General features: G+C 72.4%; 5 protein-coding genes. 2 read left to right on the top strand and 3 right to left on the bottom strand.

Features of this window, described 5'->3' with window-relative positions; all coding sequences use genetic code 11:
• The 3 genes from ACFV9D_RS30050 to ACFV9D_RS30040 all read right to left on the bottom strand — a co-directional run bounded on the left by ACFV9D_RS30050 (position 1) and on the right by ACFV9D_RS30040 (position 16874).
• Positions 1 to 14259, bottom strand: coding sequence for an amino acid adenylation domain-containing protein (locus ACFV9D_RS30050; protein ID WP_385153035.1), 14259 nt, complete (start codon positions 14257 to 14259; stop codon positions 1 to 3).
• A 92-nt stretch (positions 14260 to 14351) separates the two neighbouring features.
• Entirely contained in the window at positions 14352 to 15398 is a 1047-nt protein-coding gene (locus ACFV9D_RS30045) for an iron-siderophore ABC transporter substrate-binding protein (protein ID WP_385153032.1), read from the bottom strand.
• Between the two features lie 123 nt (positions 15399 to 15521).
• Positions 15522 to 16874 (bottom strand): lysine N(6)-hydroxylase/L-ornithine N(5)-oxygenase family protein, encoded by a 1353-nt coding sequence (locus tag ACFV9D_RS30040; RefSeq protein WP_385153029.1) that lies wholly within the window; start codon positions 16872 to 16874, stop codon positions 15522 to 15524.
• A gap of 249 nt (positions 16875 to 17123) precedes the next feature.
• Between ACFV9D_RS30040 and ACFV9D_RS30035 the strand changes: the two genes are divergently transcribed.
• Positions 17124 to 18071, top strand: a complete 948-nt coding sequence (locus ACFV9D_RS30035) for a methionyl-tRNA formyltransferase (RefSeq protein ID WP_385153026.1) — start codon at positions 17124 to 17126, stop codon at positions 18069 to 18071.
• A 108-nt stretch (positions 18072 to 18179) separates the two neighbouring features.
• Positions 18180 to 19274, top strand: coding sequence for a winged helix DNA-binding protein (locus ACFV9D_RS30030; RefSeq protein ID WP_385153023.1), 1095 nt, complete (start codon positions 18180 to 18182; stop codon positions 19272 to 19274).
• Positions 19275 to 19315: the final 41 nt, after the last annotated feature.

Raw genomic sequence — 19315 nt, 5'->3', positions numbered from 1 at the left:
TCACTTCCTTGTCGACGGTTCGGTCATGGCGGTGAACAGCTCCGAGAGCGGCTGTTCCGGGTCGGCTGCCACGGTGCGCAGCAGCCTCTGGAGTTCGTCGGCGAGCCGCCGTGCCTTGGCGGCGCCGAACAGGTCGGTGGCGTGGATGAGACCGCAGTGGACGGGTCCGTCGCCCTGCGGCTCGTAGAAGCTGAGGGTCAGCTGCGCCCGGGTCGATCCGGTCGGTACGGCGTCGAGGGAGCCGATGCCGCCCTCCAGCTGCTCCAGGTCCGCCTGTTCGTGGTGGATCACCATGACCTGCGGGCCCTCCGGGGGCAGTCCGGTCGCCCGGACGACCTCCTCGAACGGGACGTCCTGCCGGTCGAGGGCGCTGAGGGTGGTCTCCCGTACGCGGGACAGCAGCTCCGCGAAGGTCGGGTCCCCCGCCGTGTCGGTGCGCAGCACGACCGTGTTGAAGAAGCAGCCCACCAGGTCGGCGAGTTGGTCGTCCGTCCGCCCGGCGACCATCGTGCCGATGGGGAGGTCCGTGCCCGCGCCGTGGGCGGTGAGGAGTGCGGCCAGGGCGGAGTGCAGCACCATGAACATGCTGGTGCCGGTCGCCCGGGCCAGGTCGTCCACGGCCGCGTGCAGCTCCTCGTCGAGGACGAAACCGACGTGGTCCGCGCCGGGCGAGGACGAGCGCGGGCCGTCCGCCGGGAGCGCGAGCCTGCGCGGCAGGCCCTGCAACACCTGTCCCCAGTAGGCGAGTTGGCGGCCGCCCAGGCTGTCCGGGTCGCGCAGGTCGCCGAGGACCTCACGGGCCCAACGGGCGTAGTCCGGGTACGAGACCGGCAGCGGCAGCCACCGCGGCTCCCGGCCCTCCGTACGGGCCTGGTAGGCCGCCGTGAGGTCACGGAAGAGCGGCACGACCGACCATTCGTCGACCGCCAGATAGTGCATGGTCAGCAGCAGCGCCTGCTCCCCCGTGTCCGCCGTCAGCAAGTGGGCCCGGAGCGGCGCCTCCTGATCGGGGTGCGGCGCCCCGGCCGCCAGTTCGGCGAGGCGGGCCTCCAGGTCGTCGCACGTCTCGGTCCTCAGGACCGCGGGCTTGGCGTGCCGTTGGTACAGCGTGCCGTCCTGGACGACGAACCGCGTGCGCAGCGGCTGGTGGCGGTCGGCCACGTCGGCGAGCGCGGCGGACAGCGCGGCGGCGTCCAGACCGCCGGGCGAGCGCAGCACGAGCGCGTGGTCGAAGGCCGCCCGGCGGCGGTGGGCGTCCCACTGCCAGCGCTGCACCGGCGCCGCTTCGATGGGCTCGGGGCTGTACGGCGCCGGCCGCAGGGCCGGGCGGGCCGTCGCCGCGCCCTTCAGCTTGCCCTCGATACCGGCGACGGTCAGCGCGTCGAAGACGTCCCGGATGCTCAGCTCGACGCCGAACTCGGCGCGGATCCGGCCCAGGAGCCGCATCGACGCCATGGAGTGGCCGCCGAGCGCGAAGAAGTTGTCGTGGACGCCGACCTTCTCCAGCTTGAGGATCTCGCAGAACAGCTCCGCGAGATGGGCCTGCGTCGCGTTGGCGGGCCGCGCGTCGCCGGTCATCGCCGCCCAGTCCGGAGCGGGCAGCGCCTTGCGGTCCAGCTTGCCGTTGGGCGTCAGCGGCAGCGGCCCGTCGAGCGGCACGACGAGCGCGGGGACCATGTACTCGGGCAGCAGCCCCGCCACATGGGCGCGCAGCTCCTGCGGGTCAATGTCCAGCGACTCCCCCGCCTCCGGTACGGCGTAGCCGACCAGGCGGACGATGTCGCCGTCGCGGTCGGGCACCACGGCGGCCTGGGCGACCGACGGGTGTCCGGCGAGGGCGGCCTCGATCTCGCCCAGTTCGATGCGGAAGCCGCGGACCTTCACCTGGGTGTCGACGCGCCCGAGGAAGTCGAGGTTGCCGTCGGCGCGCCAGCGGGCGCGGTCACCGGTGCGGTACATGCGGCTGCCGGGCGGGCCGTACGGGTCGGCGACGAACCGCTCGGAGGTCAGCGGCGCCTTGCCGAGGTAGCCGCGCGCGAGGCCGCGGCCGGCCACGTACAGCTCGCCGACGACACCGGGCGGGACGGGCCGCAGGTGGTCGTCCAGGACGTAGCAGCGGGTGTTGGGGTCGGGCCGGCCGATGGGCACCCGGCCGGACGGGCGGCCACCGTGCTCGCGCGAGGGCCACAGTGTGGAGTTGACCGTGGCCTCGGTGAGCCCGTAGGCGCAGATCAGGTGGGCCGTGGCGCCGAACCGCTCGAACACGTCCGGCGGCACCGTCTCCGTACCGACGAGGACGGTCGACCCCTCGGGAAGTTCGCAGCCGGGCGGCAGTGCGGAGACGAGGGACGGCGGCAGGATCATGTGGGTGATCCGCTGCTCCGCGAGGAAGTCGGTGAGCGCCGGGCCCGCGACTCGCGCCTCGTCCGTGATGAGCACGAGCCGGCCGCCGTGGCAGAGCGCCATCGCCAGCTCGAACGCGAAGACGTCGAAGCCGATCGACGCGAACTGCAGGACGTGGCTGTCGTGTTCAAGACCCATCCGGTCGACGGCGGTGGCGACCAGGCTCGAGATGCCCTCGTGCGGGACGACGACGCCCTTGGGGCGGCCGGTCGAACCGGAGGTGTAGATGACGTACGCGGCCTGGTCCTGGTGGACCGGCGCGGCCTCGACCGGAGTCTTCGGCAGGGTCTCCAGCTCGGCGGCGACCGACGGCTCGTCGAGCAGCACCACCGGTACGCCCGCCACTTCCGGGATCTTCCCCGCGACCGGCTCGGTGCCGACCACGAGCGCCGCCCGCGAGTCCTCGATCATGTACGTGAGGCGGTCGGCCGGGTGGACCAGGTCCAGCGGCAGGAACGCGGCGCCCAGCTTCAGCGCGGCGAGGACCGTGGCGACCATGTCCACCGAGCGGGGTACGGCCACGCCGACCACGCTCTCGGCACCGACTCCGCGCGCGGCGAGGAGCTGCGCGAGGCGGTTGGCACGGGCGTCGAGCTCCGCGTACGTGACGGACCGGGCGCGGTCGACGACGGCCACCGCGTCGGGGTGCTCGGCGAGCCGCGCCCCGAACAGGGCCGGGAAGGTCTCCTCGTCGACCTCGCGGGAGGTGGCGTTGAAGCCCTCCAGGACCAGGTGCCGTTCGTCGTCGGCCAGGATCTCCGCCTGGGAGACGGGCTGTTCGGGCGCGGCGACGAGGGCCGCGACGAGCGCCCGGAGGCGGTCGCCGACGCGTACGGCGGTCTCGTGGTCGAACAGCTCCGTGGCGAACTCCAGCCGGCAGCCGAGAGAGCCCGCGCCGCCGTCGGCCGGAGTGTGCTCGGTGAAGCTGAAGACGAGGTCGAACTTGGCCGAGCGGATCCGGAACGGCACGTAGTCGGCGCTGAGGCCGGACAGTTCGAGGCCGTCGCCCGTGCGGGCGTGGTAGCCGACCATCACCTGGAACAGCGGGTTCCGGGACAGCGAGCGGGTCGGGTTCAGCTTCTCCACGACCGACTCGAACGGCACGTCCGCGTGCGAGAACGCGGCCAGGTCGGTCTCCCGGACCCGGGCGAGCAGTTCGGTGAAGGTGGGGTCGCCGCTCAGATCGGTGCGCAGCACCAGCGTGTTGACGAAGAAGCCGACCAGGTCGTCGAGGGCTTCGTCGCCGCGCCCCGCGATGGGCGAGCCGAGCGGGATGTCAGTACCGGCGCCCATGCGGTGCAGCAGGGCGGCCACGGCCGCGTGGACGACCATGAACATGCTCGCGCCGGTCTCGCGGGCGAGCCGCTTCAGCCCCTCGTGGACATCGGCGTCGAAGGCGATGTCCAGTTCGGCGCCGGAGAACGCCGGGCGGGCGGGCCGGGGCCGGTCCGTGGGCAGTTCCAGCTCCTCGGGGGCCCCGTCCAAGGTGGTGTGCCAGTAGTCGAGCTGCCGGGCGGCCAGGCTGTCGGCGTCCGCCGGGTCGCCGAGGAGGCGCTGTTGCCACAGCGCGTAGTCGGCGTACTGGACGGGCAGCGGCTCCCAGCTCGGTGCCGTGCCCGTGGTGCGGGCCGCGTAGGCGGTGGCCAGGTCGCGGAGGAACGGGCGGTCCGACCATTCGTCGGTGGTGATGTGGTGCAGCAGCAGGACGACGACGTGGTCCTCCGGTGCCAGCTCCACGACGGTGGCGCGCAGGGGCAGTTCGGCGGCGAGGTCGAACGGCCGGTTGACCAGGGCCTCCACGAGGTCGGGCACCTCGTCCTCGGTGGCGTTCACCCGCCCCACCACGGGCCGTGCCTCATCGGCGGGCAGCACCCGCTGGAGGGCCTGGCCGTCGCGCTCCACGAAGACCGTGCGCAGGGCTTCGTGCCGGGCGGTCACATCGGCGAGCGCCCTGGCCCACGCGTCGACGTCCAGGGCCCCGCGCAACCGCATGACCAGCGGGAAGTTGTACGCGGCGGAGGTGCACTCGATCTGCTGGATGACCCACAGCCGCTGCTGGGCGTGCGAGAGCGGCAGTTCGTCGGGCCGTTCCCCGGCGGTCAGGGCCGGCCGGGCGGCGCCGTCGGCGCGGTCCGCCCGCTCGATCAGCTCGGCGACGGTGGGCGCCTCGAACAGGTCACGGATGGCGAGTTCGGTGTCGAGGGCGGTGCGGGCGCGGCTGACGAGGCGGGTGGCGAGCAGCGAGTGGCCGCCCAGCTCGAAGAAGTCGCTGTCGATGCCGATGCTGCCCTCCGGCAGGCCGAGGACCTCGGCGAAGAGGGCGCAGAGCGTCTCCTCGCGCGGGGTGCGGGGCGCGCGGCTGGTGCCGGAGCCGGCGAAGTCCGGGGCGGGCAGGGCCCGTACGTCCAGCTTGCCGTTGACGGTGAGCGGCAGGGTGTCCACGGGGACGAGCGCGGACGGGACCATGTAGTCGGGCAGTCCGGCCTTCAGGTGGTCGCGCAGCCGCTGGAGCAGCTCCTCCGCCGGCTCCGTGCCGTCCTCGGGCGCGAAGTAGCCGACGAGCCGCTTGGTCCCGGTGCTCTCGTTGACGACGACGGCCGCGTGGGCGACCTCGGGGTGCGAGGACAGGGCGGTGGAGATCTCGCCGAGTTCGATCCGGTAGCCCCGGATCTTCACCTGGTCGTCGGTACGGCCCAGGAAGTCGAGCAGGCCGTCGCGCCGCTGCCGTACGAGGTCGCCGGTGCGGTACATGCGCTCCCCGGGCTCCCCGAAGGGGTCCGCGACGAAGCGTTCGGCGGTGAGGCCGGGTCGGTCGTGGTAGCCGCGGGCGAGGCCGGTGCCGGCGATGTACAGCTCGCCGGGGCAGCCCGGTGGGACCGGGCGCAGCATCGCGTCCAGGACGTAGGCGCGGGTGTTGCGGATGGGCATGCCGACCGTGGGGGTCGCGCTGTCGGTCGTCGAGCCGCCGAGGGTGTTGATGGTGTATTCGGTCGGCCCGTACAGGTTGTAGCCGTAGGTGCCCGGCGTGCGGCGCAGCTTCGTCCACACCGTGTCGGACACGGCCTCGCCACCGAGCAGCACCAGCGCGGGGCGGTGCTTCCCGGCCACCCACTCGTCGTCCTCGAGGAGCCCTTCCTCGATGAGCAGTTGGGCGTACGTGGGGGTCACGTTGACCACGTCGACGCGGTGCCGGTCGCAGTAGGCGACCAGCGCCTCGGCGTCGCGGCGCAGCTCCTCGTCGCAGACGTGGACCTCGTGGCCCTCGACGAGCCAGAGCAGCTCCTCCCAGGACATGTCGAAGGCGAAGGACACGGTGTGCGCGATGCGCAGCCGCCGTCCGCCGGCCGAGGCGATGGCCGGGTCGAAGATCTCCTTCTGGTGGTTGAGCTGCATGTTCGTCAGACCCCGGTAGGGGGTGACGACGCCCTTGGGGCGGCCGGTCGAGCCGGAGGTGTAGATGACGTACGCCGGGTACTCGAGCCGGTCCGTGACGTCGTGGGCGAAGGCGGGCCGCTCGGCGTCGGTGATCTCGTCGCCGGGCAGGGCGGCCAGCTCGGCGGCCACGGCCGCGTCGTCCAGGAGGAGTTCGGGGGCGACGGGGCCCTCGGGTCCGCGCAGGGTCGGGGCGACGGCGGTGGTGGACATGAGGCACAGCGGCCCGGTGTCCTCGACCATCAGCCGCAGCCGGTCGGCCGGGTGGTCCAGGTCGAGCGGCAGGTACGCGGCGCCGGTCCGCAGGACGGCGAACAGGGCGGCGACCATGTCGATGGACCGGGGCAGCGCGAGCGCCACGACCTTCTCCGGTCCCGCGCCCCGGGCGAGGAGCAGCCGGGCGATCCGGTTGATGTGCGCGTCGAGTTCGGCGTACGTGAGGGAGCGCTCGCCGAAGACCAGCGCCACCGCGTGCGGGGTATGGGCGACCTGGGCCGTCAGCATGTCGGCGATGGTCTCGTTCGGCACGGGCTCCCGGCTGCCGGACCACTCGGTGGTCAGCGCGGCGCGCTCCGTCGGCAGCAGCAGGTCCACGCCGACGGTCCGGGCGGTGACGGCGTCCGGGGCGGCGAGGAGCTCCCCGAGCCGCTCCAGGACGGTCGTGAACCGGCTGAGGATGGTGGCGGCCGCCTCCACGTCGAAGAGGTCGGGCCGGGCCGCCAGGGTGACCCGCAGGTGGGTCTCGGGGGTGACGATCAGGGTGAGCGGGAAGTGCGTGCCGTCGACGTTCGACACGTCGGTGATGCCGTGCCGCTGCCGGAGGGCGGCGGCGCGGTCCTCGCCGTCCGCGGAGCGGAGCACGAAGAGGGTGTCGAACAGGCGGCGGTGGCCGGTCTCCTGCTGGAGGGTGCCGAGGCCGACGTACTCGTACGGCATGACGGCGGCGCGCTCGGACTGCATCCGACGCAGCAGGTCGAGCAGCGGCTCGTCCGGGGCGAACGCGACCCGGGCGGGGATGGTGTTGAGGAACATGCCGATGATGCCGGCGACTTCTCGCACCTCGGCGGGCCGTCCGGCGACCGCCGTGCCGAAGGCGACGTCGCCGCGGCCGGTCATCGCGGAGAGAACCAGGCCCCAGGCGGCGTTGAGCACCGTGTTGAGGGTGAGGCCGTGCCGGCGCGCGAGGGCGCGCAGCCGGTCGCTGGTCTCCCGGTCCAGTACGGCGTGGTGGTCGACCGGGATGACCGGGCCCTCGTCGCGGCCCGTCGGGGCGACGAGCGTCGGCTCGGCGAAACCGGCGAGCGCCTCGCGCCAGGCGTCGACGGCCCGGGTCGTGTCCTGCTCGTCCAGCCAGGCCAGGTAGTCGCGGTACGAGCCGGGGGCGGGCAGTCCGGTGGTGTCGCCGGCCCGCTCGTACAGCGTGAACAGCTCCTCCAGGAACAGCCACGCGGACCAGCCGTCCCACAGGATGAGGTGGTGGGTGACGACGAGCCGGTCGCGGCCGTCGCCGAGCCGGATCAGCTGGAGGCGGCAGAGCGGCGGTGAGGAGAGGTCGAAGCGCTGCCGGCGGTCGGCGGCAAGGAGCTCGTCCAGGCGGACGCTCCGTTCCTCGGCGGGCAGCCCGGAGAGGTCGATCTCCGTCAGCGGGATCTCGGCGCCGTCGGCGATGAACTGGACGGGCCGGGACAGGCCGTCGCTGATGAACCCGGCGCGCAGGCTCGCGTTGCGCTCCAGGAGCGCCCGGCACGCGGCGCGCAGCCGGTCGGCGTCGAGGCGGTGGTCGAAGTCCAGGGTCTCCTGCGACAGGTAGACGTCGAGGGCGTCCCCCACGTCGTAGGTGGCGTGGAAGTACATGCCCTCCTGGAGCGGGGAGAGCGGCCAGATGTCGGCGACCGGGAGCCCGGCGACGGCCTCGACGCGGGCGGTCTCCTCCGGGGACAGCTCGAGTCCGCCCAGCGGTGCGGGGGCCGGGGGCTCCGCCGGGGCGCCGGCGGTCAGCTGGTCGAGCAGCGCCTTCAGGGCCGGGTCGACCGCCCCGCCGGACAGCTGCTGCGCGGCGATCATCGCCTGGAGGGCGGCGGCGGCCTGCCCGGCGTCGGCGGCGGACACGGTCACACCGGCGGCGGGCGCTTCAGGAGCGGCTTCGGCGGCCGGCTCGTCCGGCACGCTCGCAGCCGTCGCGGCGAGCGCGGCGGGCGTGCGGTGCTCGAACACATCGCGCGGGCTGATGGTCAGTCCCCTTTCACGGGCCCGGGTGGCGACGGAGATGGAGCTGAGGCTGTCGCCGCCGAGCATGAAGAAGTCGTCGTCGGCACCGACCCCAGGCAGGCCCAGGACGTCGGTGAAGATCGCGCACAGGGCGCGTTCCCGCTCGTCGCGGGGCGCGCGTCCACCGGCGCGGGGCGCGACGGACGGCGAGGGCAGGGCGTTCTGGTCGAGCTTGCCGCTGGGCGACAGCGGCAGCTCGTCGAGGACCGTGACGGCCGTCGGCACCATCGCGGCGGGCAGCGCCTCGGTGAGCGCCGCCAGGAGCGCCTCGGCGTCCGGTGCGGCACCGGGCGCCGGCACCGCATAGCCGAGGAGCGCGCCGTCGCGGACGATGACGGCGGCGCGGGCGACACCGGGGAGCGCGGCCAACGCGGCCTCGATCTCGCCCAGTTCGATCCGGTTGCCGCGCACCTTGACCTGACGGTCGGTGCGGCCGAGGTACTCGACGGCGCCGTCGGCGCGCCGGGCGACGAGGTCGCCGGTGCGGTACATGCGGGTACCGGGCTCGCCGAACGGGTCGGCGACGAACCGCTCGGCGGTCAGGCCGTGCCGGTCGTGGTAGCCGCGGGCCAGCTGGACGCCGGCGAGGTACAGCTCGCCCGGCACGCCGTCCGGGACGGGCCGCAGGAAGGCGTCGAGCACGTAGAGGCGGGTGTTCCAGACGGGCCGGCCGATCGGGACGGCCAGCTCGGTGCCGCCCTCGTACGGGAAGTAGGTCACGTCCACGGCGGCCTCGGTGGGGCCGTACAGATTGTGCAGCGGGACGGGGCCGTTGCCGTGACGGGACGTCAGCTCCCACCAGCGGCGGGCGTCCGGGCCGGTCAGTGCCTCGCCGCTGCAGAACACCCGGCGCAGGCTCGCCGCCCACTCCGGAGCGCCGGGGGCACCGCCCTCACCGGCCTCCATGACCTGGACGAACGCGGCCAGCATCGAGGGCACGAAGTGCGTGGTCGTGATGCGCTCGGTACGGATCAGCTCGGCCAGATACGCCGGGTCGCGGTGGCCGTCGGGCCGGGCGAGGACGACGGTGGCGCCCTCGACGAGGGCCCAGAAGAACTCCCAGACGGACACGTCGAAGCTGGACGGCGTCTTCTGGAGCACCCGGTCGTCGGCGTCGAGTCCGTACTCCCCCTGCATCCAGGCGAGTCGGTTGACGATCGCCCGGTGGGTGACGGCGACGCCCTTGGGGCGCCCGGTCGAGCCGGAGGTGTAGATCAGGTACGCGGGGTGGTCGGGCCTGGCCTGGACGGCCTCGGTGTCGGGGGTCTCCTCGTCCCGGTCGACCAGGAGGTGTTCGAGGTCCGGTACATCGGGCAGCCGGCCGGCCGCGTCGGCGGTGGTCACGACCGTACGGGCCCCGGAGTCGGCGAGCATGAACGCCACCCGGTCGGCGGGGTAGTCGAGGTCGACGGGCAGGTAGGCGGCGCCCGCCTTGTGCACGCCGAGCAGCGCGACCATCAGCTCCGCCGAGCGGGGCACGGCGACGGCGACGAATCGCTCCGGGCCCGCGCCGCGCGCCCGCAGCCGGCGGGCCAGGGCCTCGGCGCGCCGGTCGAGTTCGGCGTAGGACAGGGTGGTGCCCTCGCAGACGACGGCGGGGGCGTCGGGGGTCCGGGCCACCTGCGCGGCGAAGAGGGAGGCGAGGGTGGCGTCCGCGTCCGGCAGCGGGTGGGTGGTGGCGTTCAGCGCGGTGAGGCGCTCGGCCTCCCGTTCGGAGAGCAGCCCGACGCGGGCGACCGGCCGGGAAGGGTCGGCCACGAGGGTCCGCAGCAGCGCCTCGAAGCGGTGGGCGATCACGGCCACGGCGAGCTGGTCGAGCCGGGCCGCGTCGTACTTGAAGCGCAGCGCGAGCCCGCCGCTGCCCTGCTCGACGATGAGCGCGAGCGGGTAGTGCACGGCGTCGAAGACCTCGGCGCCGGTGAGGCGCAGCGCCTCCTGGTCCGCGTCGGTGGCCAGGTCGCCGGACGGGTAGTTCTCGAACACGACGAGGGTGTCGAAGAGTTCACCGCCGCCCGCGATCCGCTGGATCTCGGCGAGGCCGAGGTGCTGGTGGTCCAGGAGGGCCGCGTGCTCGTCCTGGACACGCTGGAGCAGCTCGGCGAGCGACTCGTCGCCGTGCAGGGTGACCCGGGCCGGCACGGTGTTGATGAACAGGCCGACGGCCGAGTCCAGGCCCTCGACCTCGGTGGTGCGGCCGGAGACGGTGGTGCCGAACACGACGTCCTGGCTGCCGGTGAGACCGCCGAGGAGCAGCGCCCAGGCGCCGTTGACGACGGTCGAGAGGGTCAGGCCGTTGCTGCGGGCGCGGGCGGTGAGGTCGGCGGTGAGCGACTCGGGGAGCCGGACGTCCACGTGCTCGGGACTGGCGACGGGCGCGTCCTGCTGATCGCCCGTGGCGAGGGCGGGCAGTCGGGTCGGGCCGTCCAGACCGGCCAGGGCGTGCTGCCACGCCTCGCGGGCCGCGTCGAGGTCCCGGCCCGCGAGCCAGGCCAGGTACGGCTGGGGGGCGGGCGGTTCGGGCAGGGTCTCGCCCCGGTGGGCGGCGGTCAGTTCGCGCAGCAGGACGGAGACCGACCAGCCGTCGGCGATGATGTGGTGCAGGGTGAGCAGCAGCCGGTGGCGCTCGCCGTCCCGGATCAGGGTGGCCCGCATCAGCGGTGGCCGCGCGAGGTCGAAGCGCTCGGCGCGGTCCTGCCGCAGTACGTCCTCCAGCGGAGTGACGGTGGTGTCGGCCTCGCGCCACGGAAGGGTCGTGTCGTCGGCGATGCGCTGGACGACCTCGCCGCCGGGCAGCTGGCGGAACGCGGCGCGCAGCAGCGGGTGCCGGTCGAGGAGCAGGTGGAGCGACTCACGCAGCCGGTCCGGGTCGACGGTGCCCGCGAGGTCGAGGAGTTCCTGGACCACGTACAGGTCGCCGGCGTCCTGGTCGAACTCCGCGTGGAAGAAGAAACCTTCCTGGAGCGGGGAGACGGGCAGGGCGTTCTCGTCGAGCTCGACGGTCCGGGTCGCCGGCGGGGTGGTGTCGACCGCGGCCTGACCGGCCGTCCGGGCGAGCGCCGCGACGGTCCGCTGCCGGAACACGTCACGCGGGGTGATCACGAGCCCGGCCTCGCGGGCGCGGTTGACGAGCTGGATGGCGACGATGCTGTCGCCGCCGAGCTCGAAGAAGCTGTCGTGGACGCCGACCGCGGGCAGTCGGAGCACCTCGGCGAAGAGCGCGGCGAGCGCGGTCTCGGCGGGGGTGGTGGGCGCGTCCGAGCCGGCCGTCGCGGTCCACCGGGGCTCGGGCAGGGCGCGGGCGTCGAGCTTTCCGTTGGGTGTCAGCGGCAGGGGCCCGTCGAGGCGTACGACGGCGGAGGGGACCATGTGGTCGGGCAGCGCCGCGGCGATCCGGGCGCGCGCCTCGGCGACGGCGGCCTCGGTGTCCGTACCGGCCTCGGCCACGAGGTAGGCGACGAGCCGTTTGGCGCTGCGGTGGTCCTCGCGGACGAGGACGGCGGCCTGGGCGATGCCCGGGCAGGCCATGAAGGCGCTCTCGATCTCGCCGGGCTCGATGCGGTGGCCGCGGATCTTGATCTGGCCGTCGGCGCGGCCCAGGAACTCCAGGTTGCCGTCGGCGGCCCAGCGGACGCGGTCGCCCGTGCGGTACATCCGGGCGCCCGGCTCGGCGGCGTACGGGTCGGCGACGAAGCGCTCGGAGGTGAGCCCGGGCCTGCCCAGATAGCCGCGGGCGAGGCCGCGTCCGGCGACGTACAGCTCGCCCTCGGCGCCGACCGGCACGGGGCGGAGCGCCGCGTCGAGCACATAGGCGCGGGTGTTGGGGTCGGGCTCGCCGATGGGCGCGGGGCCGGGCCGGTCGGGGGTGGCGACCCACAGGGTGGAGTTGACGGTCGCCTCGGTGAGGCCGTAGGCGACGACGACCTGGAGCCGTCCGGCCCAGCGGGCGATCAGTTCGCCGGGTACCGCCTCGGTGCCGACGACGAGCACGGCGCCGTCGGGCAGGTCGCACTCCTGCGGCAGGGCCGAGACGAGGGACGGCGGCAGGATCATGTGGGTGGCGCGGTGGCGTGCGATGTACTCCGTGAGCGCGGGCCCGGCGACGCGTCGCTCGGTGGGGACGACGATGATCCGGCCGCCCACGCACAGCGACATGATCAGGTCCCAGACCGTGACGTCGAAGCCGACGGACGCGAACTGGACCACCCGGCTGTCGGCGGTGATGCCGATGCGGTCGGTGGCCGTGGCGATCAGGCTGCCGACGCCGTCGTGCGAGACGACGACGCCCTTGGGCCGGCCGGTGGAGCCCGAGGTGTAGATGACGTACGCGGCCTGCCCCAGGGCGATGGGCAGGTTCGGGTCCGAGGCGTCGAGGGCGGCGCACTCGGCCGTCAGGGACGGTTCGTCGAGCAGCAGGTGAGTGACGCCGGGGGTGTCCGGCAGCGCGTCGGACAGCTCGTGGGTGGTGAGGACGGTGCGCGCGCCGGCGTCGGCGAGCATGTAGGCGATACGGTCCTGCGGGTGGTCGGCGTCCAGCGGCAGGTACGCGGCTCCGGCCTTCATCACCGCGAGCAGCGACACGACGAGTTCGGGAGAGCGCGGCACGGCCACGGCGACGACGTCCTCGGCGCCGACTCCGCGCGCCGCGAGCAGACGGGCCAACCGGTTGGCGGCCGCGTTCAGTTCGGCGTACGTCATCTCCCGGTCCTCGCAGACGAGGGCGACGGCGTCCGGGGTGCGGCGTACCTGGTGCTCGAAGGCGGCGGGCCAGGAGAGCTCCGCCGTCTCGCGCGGGGCCACGCCGAACTCGTCGAGGAGCCGGGACCGTTCGGCGGGGGAGGTCAGCTCGATGTGCCCGACCGGGCGGTCGAGGTCCTCGGCGAAGGCGTCGAGGACGGCGAGGAAACGGCGCTCGTGGTCGCGCAGCGTCGCCTCGTCGCAGACCTCGGCGTCGGCGTCGAGGTGGACGCGGATGCCGCTCCCCCCGCGGCACTCCGAGAAGCTCACGGCCAGGTCGCTGACCGGGCCGAGCCAGACCGGTTCGAGTTCGGTCTCGTGGTCGGCGAACCGCAGGTCCTCGGGGCGGGGCAGGACGTTGACCGTGGGGCCGACGAGTTCGTTCACGCCGTCGGCGAGGCCCAGCTCCCTGGCCAGGTCCTCGGCGCGGTAGCGCCCGTGGGCGACCGCCGCGCCGATCGCCGTCCGTACGTCGGCCAGGAGTGCGGTGCCGGTGGTGCCGGGGCGGACGGACAGCCGCAGCGGCACGATATTGGACACCATGCCGGGGATGTCGCCCGCCACGGCGTCCTGACGGGCGGGTATCGGCAGGCCGAGGACGAGGTCCTGCTCACCGCTGACCCGGTGGAGGTAGGCGGCCACGGCCGCGATCAGCAGCCGGGACGCCCGGGTGCCGGCGCGCTCGGCGGCCTCGTTCAGCCGCTGGGTCCGGGCGGCGGTCAGTTCCGACGTGCGGCGCAGCCGCCGCGTCATGGGCACGGGGGCGCGCTCGACGAGGCGTACGGGCTCGGGCCGGTCGGCCATGCGGGTCAGCCAGTAGGCGCGGTCCTCCTGGTGCCGCTCGGAGGCTCGGTAGGCCAGATCGGCGTCCACCAGGCGGGACAGCGCCCAGTCGCGCGGGGCCGGGGCCTCGTCGCCGCCGGTGTAGAGCTCACCGGCCCGTCGGGTGATGAGCGCGACGCCCATGCCGTCGGTGACGATGTGGTGGTAGCGCTGGTACCAGGCCACGTGGTCGTCGGCCAGGCGCAGCAACGCATGGGCGAAGAGGGGCCCACGGGCGAGATCGGCCGGGCGGTCCCGTTCGGCGTCCATCCACTCGGCGGCTGCCCGCTCGGGGTCGGCGGCGCCGCGCAGGTCCACGACGGGGACGTCGAACGCGACGGCGACGGGGGTCTGCCGGGGTGCGCCGTCCGCCGTGCCGTCCGCGCCGACACGGACGTGCAGGCTCTCGGCTTCCTCGACGGCCTGCCGTACGGAGGCGGTGAGGCGTTCGAGGTCGACGTCACCTCGCAGGTCCAGGGCGAACACGATGTTGTAGGCGGAGCTGTCGGGGTCGATCTGCTGGGCGAGCCAGATGCCGGTCTGCCCGCCCGTGACGGGTGTGCCGGAAGCGGACGTCCGGTCCGACGCGACGTCAAACATCGTTCGAATGGGCCTTTCCCTGGTGGTGCGTCAGTGAGGCCCGCCCGTCCGCGGCACGGCCGGCGGACGGGCGGGTTGCCGGCGAGCGGCGCTTACTTGATGGCCGCGATCAGCGGCTCGACCTCGTCGATGGCGTACGGGATCGACAGGACGGTGTTGAAGGAGAACGCCGCGCCGATGTCCGGGTCCTGGTAGGGCACGAACAGGTCGCGCTTCTCCTGGTGGACCTTCAGCTTCTTGTAGAGCGCCTCGGCCTTGATGCGGTCGTTGGCCTCGGTGCTGGAGGTGACCCAGACCAGACGGTCGACGTCGAGCACGTTCAGCTTCTCGGCGCTCAGCTCGGCGACGTTCCAGCCCGGCTTCGCCAGGGTGTCGATCTCGGGCTTCAGCTTGAAGCCGAGCTCGGAGAAGAAGATCGCCTTCGGGTCGGTCTTGGTGAAGGCCGAGTACTTGCCGGCCTCGAAGCTGTCGGCGACGGCGAGGGTCTTCGTGGCGAACTCGGGGTGCTTGTCACGGACGGCCTTGAAGCGGGCGTCGATGTCCGTGATCAGCTTCTCGGTCTCGGCGTCCTTGCCGAGGGACTTGCCGATCTGCCGGGTCATCACCTGCCAGGACGCCCCGTAGTCGGGCAGGCCCTTGGGCTGTGCGACGACCTTGGTGAACTTCGAGAGCGTGTCGTACTGCTCCTTCTTCATGCCCGAGTACTGGGCGATGACGAGGTCCGGCTTCAGCGCCGCGATCTTCTCGATGTTGTACTCGTCGCGCTCACCGACGATCTCCGGCTTGGTGGACCCCCACTTGTCCTTCGTCCACGGCCACTTGCCGTACGGCTGCTCCTTGAACCAGTCCACCGATCCGACCGGCTTGACGCCGAGCGCCAGCACCGCGTCCTGGTCCGACAGGCCGAGGGTGACGACCTTCTTCGGCTCCGCGTCGATCGTCGTGCTGCCGTACTTGTGCTCCACCGTCACGGGGAAGGCCGCGGACGTGGAGGCCGACGCCTCGCCCGAGGGCTTGGACTCCGTCTTCTCGCTCCCGCTCCCACAGGCGGACAGAGCGAGTGCGGCGACGGTGGCGACGGCCACCCGGGGGACGTATCTGACGAGCCGCGTCAGAGCGGGGCGCGTACCAGTGGACACGGATGTTCCTTTCACGGGGGTTTCACGGTGCGTGCCACGCCCACCGCGTACGACGGCGCTACGGGGCGGGCGGGGCGAGTGTGGGGGGGGCGTTGCCAGGGAGACCCTGGGGACGGGGAGGCTCTAGCGGACCGAGCCGATGCCGTCGGCGACCGGCCGGGACTCGCCCTGGACGGGCTCCGGAGCGCGGTCGACGATCGAGTCCAGGATCTCGCCGACCCTGATCGCGGTGTTGGAGAGCAGCGACGACGTGATGCCGTGGGTGTGCTCGGTACCGCCCTGGAGGTAGATGCCGCAGCGCAGTTCGGGGTCGGTCGTGATGCGGTAGTCCCGCTCGACCCGGACACGGCCCTGCTCGTCCAGGTGGCAGCTGTCCGCGACCGTGCCGAGGAGGCCGATGGGGTCCGCCTGGCTGTAGCCGGTGGCGAGGACCACGACGTCGGCGTCGAGCACGTTCTCCTCACCGGTGACCAGGGAGGTGACGGTGGCGCGGACGGCGTCCTGCGTCTCCTCCACGCCCGTGAGCCGCGAGATGTTGAGGAAGCGCAGCCGCTCGGTGCCGAGCACCTTCTCCTGGTACGCCTGGCGGTACAGGTCGTCGATCAGGTCGATGTCGACCACGGAGTAGTTGGTGTTCCCGTGATAGTCCATCAGCCGGCGCTTGATGTCGTCGGGAGCGGTGAAGTACTCGTCGACCGCCTCGGGGTCGAAGATGCGGTTGGCGAAGCTGCTGTCGTCCGCCGGGCTGTAGCCGTAGCGGGAGAAGACGGCGCAGATCTCGGCCTCGGGGAACCGGCGGTGCAGGTACGCCACGTTCTCGGCGGCGCTCTGGCCGGCACCGACCACGATGAAGCGGCTGGGGTCGGTGCCCTCCAGGCCGTCCACCTTGGCGAGCAGGTCGGAGTTGTGCCAGACGCGGTCGGTCCGCTCGACGCCCTCCGGCATGACGGGTCGCAGCCCGGTGCCGATGACGAGGTTGCGGGCACGGTGGACCACGGTCTCCGACCCCGAACGGGCCGTCACGTCGAGGTACTCCACCACTCCGTCGCGTACGACGGGCTCGACGGAGACGACCTCGTGGCCGTAGGAGACCATGTCGTCGACCTTCGCCGCGGCCCACTCGAAGTAGTCGTGGAACTCGACGCGGAGCGGGAAGAGGTTCTTGTGGTTGACGAAGTCGATCAGCCGACCCTTGCTCTGCAGGTAGCGCAGGAAGGTGTACTCGCTGGACGGGTTACGGAGCGTCACCAGGTCCTTGAGGAAGGACACTTGCATCGTGGCGTCGTCGATCAGCATGCCGCGGTGCCAGCCGAAGCTCGCCTGGCGCTCGAAGAAGTGAGCAGTGACCGCCTCCTGCCTTCCGACGCGCGCGTTGTGCTCGCTGAGCGCGATCGCCATGGCCACATTGGACGGCCCGAAGCCGATGCCTATGAGGTCGTGGATCAGAGGTGCGTCGCCAGGAAGAACCTGTGACATGTCACTCCCATCGTGCGGGACAGTCGCTTGTCAGGCGCGGATGAAAAGAACGAGACGCCGAGCCCGCGGTTCACGCAGGCCAGCCGAACTTAGGTAAAGCTAACCTGACTTGAACCGAGCTGTCGACCGGACGAATCGGACAAGCGTCAGGCCATGGCCCTGAACAGGCCTGAAAACGTGGCCCGTTGCATCCTTAGGTAAGCCTTGCTTTACTTGGCGCGGTCATTCGCTCAGCTGAGGAGGAACCCCATGCGGGTCGTCATGTTCGGTTACCAGACCTGGGGGCATCGCACCCTGCAAGCACTCCTGGACTCCGAACACGACGTCGTGATGGTCGTGACGCATCCCAAGAGCGAGCACGCCTACGAGAAGATCTGGAGCGATTCGGTCGCCGACCTGGCCGAGGAGCACGGCGTCCCGGTCGTCATCCGCAACAGGCCTGACGACGAGGAGCTGTTCCAGCGACTCAAGGAGGCAGACCCGGACATCATCGTGGCCAACAACTGGCGCACGTGGATCCCGCCGCGGATCTACGACCTCCCCCGCCACGGCACGCTGAACATCCACGACTCGCTGCTGCCCAAGTACGCCGGCTTCTCGCCGCTGATCTGGGCCCTCATCAACGGCGAGAAGGAAGTCGGCGTCACGGCCCACATGATGGACGAGGTGCTCGACGCGGGCGACATCGTGGACCAGCGCGCGGTGCCGGTGGAGCCCACGGACACCGCAACCGACCTGTTCCACAAGACGGTCGACCTCATCGCCCCGGTCACGGTCGGCGCCCTGGACCTGATCGCCTCCGGGCGGACCGAGTTCACCAAGCAGGACCGCTCCCGGGCCAGCTTCTTCCACAAGCGGGCCGAGGAGGACATCCGCATCAACTGGGACTGGCCCGCCGACGTCCTGGAGCGCCTGGTCCGCGCCCAGTCCGCGCCGTACCCGAGCGCCTTCACCTTCCACAAGGGCAAGCGCGTGGAGGTCCTGACCGCGGTCGTGTCCGAGGGTCGCTACGGCGGCACCCCCGGCCGCATCTTCTACCGCGAGGGCGACGGCGTGGTGATCGTCGCCGGCGCCGACGCCCGCACGGGCCGCAACCACGGCCTGGCCATCACTCGCGTACGGACCGAGGACGGCCAGGAGCTGCCCGCGACCGAGTACTTCACCTCCATGGGCGGCTACCTCACCAGCCGCCCCTGACGAACCCCTGAACTCCGGCGCCCCCCAGACGGTCCTGGGGGGCGCCGGCATTATTTCCGACTAGTTGGGTTAGGTTCACCTAACCTGCATGTGAACAGAGGTCAATCGATGAAGCAGCGGGTCACCTCGGGTACGGCGCAGGACGCGAACGGCGCGAGGTTCACCATCGTCGGCATATCGAACATGCCGACGGACTGGTCACAGGTCTTCAGCTCGCTCGCGAACGCCGATCTGACGATCGACAGCGGCACGGGCGCGCTTCCCGGCGCCCTGTCCGCCCTGGCCGCCCCGTCCGACGCGGGACGCGGAGGCGGCGCGGAGAGCGCCGACCCGGCCCAGGACGAGGAGCGTCCGTCCGGCCCGCGGTCCCTGCGCATGACACCGCCCAGTGTGCTGGACCTCAACGCCTACCTCATGTACGCGATCGGCAAGGCCGCACGCCGCAGGCTCAGCGAGAAGCTGACCGCCCACGGACTGCGCCTGTGGCATCTGACCGTGATGGCGATGGTCGCCGATCTCGGCCCCCAGATGAAGACCGTCCTCGCGTCGCGGCTGGACATGAACGCCAGCGACCTGGTGAAGATCGTCAACGATCTCGTCAGGACCGGCCATGTCGACTGCGGCCGGGATCCGGCGGACCGGCGCCGCGTCGTCGTACGGCTGACGCCGGCGGGCCGGTCCTTCCTCGCCCGGCTCAGCGCGGACATCGCATCGACCGACGACGAGGTGCTTGCCCCGCTGAGCGAACAGGAACGCGATCTGCTCGCCTCGCTCCTGCGCCGCGTCCACCGCCACCTCGACCCCACCCCGGCCGGCGTGGTCCACGTGCCCGCCCGGGAGGCGGAGACGGCTGCCCCGGGAGACTCGGTCGAGGACGGGCGGATCGACTGGACACGACCCGCCGAGGAGATCGCCCACCTCGTCGAATCCCGGCGCCTCAGGTACCCGACGGCCTACACCCACCACGACGGCCGCCGCCTCGAACTGCTGGCGGCGACGGTCTCCGAGGGCAGCTACGCCGGCGCCCCCGGTCTCGTGCTCCATCAGGAGAACGAGGGCTTGGTGATCGTCACGGGAACGGACGGGCCCACGGGCGGCGGACGCGGCCTCGTCCTGAGCCGCTTACGCACCGAAACGGGTCAGGAGATGTCGGCGCAGGAGTACTTCCCCTCGGGGGGCGCGGTGCTCGCCGCCCAGCCCTGACCCGAGCCAGGGGTACGGGGCGCCGGGCGTCGGAGCCCTCG

The sequence above is a fragment of the Streptomyces sp. NPDC059875 genome (genome assembly GCF_042731085.1).
Classification (GTDB): domain Bacteria; phylum Actinomycetota; class Actinomycetes; order Streptomycetales; family Streptomycetaceae; genus Streptomyces.
This window is presented reverse-complemented; position numbering and strand designations above follow the sequence as displayed.

What these genes read in the sequence shown, in the direction of transcription:
- ACFV9D_RS30035 (WP_385153026.1), top strand. Translation starts at nt 17,124, where the DNA reads ATGCGGGTCGTCATGTTCGGTTACCAGACCTGGGGGCATCGCACCCTG.
- ACFV9D_RS30050 (WP_385153035.1), bottom strand. Translation starts at nt 14,259, where the DNA reads ATGTTTGACGTCGCGTCGGACCGGACGTCCGCTTCCGGCACACCCGTC.
- ACFV9D_RS30030 (WP_385153023.1), top strand. Translation starts at nt 18,180, where the DNA reads ATGAAGCAGCGGGTCACCTCGGGTACGGCGCAGGACGCGAACGGCGCG.
- ACFV9D_RS30040 (WP_385153029.1), bottom strand. Translation starts at nt 16,874, where the DNA reads ATGTCACAGGTTCTTCCTGGCGACGCACCTCTGATCCACGACCTCATA.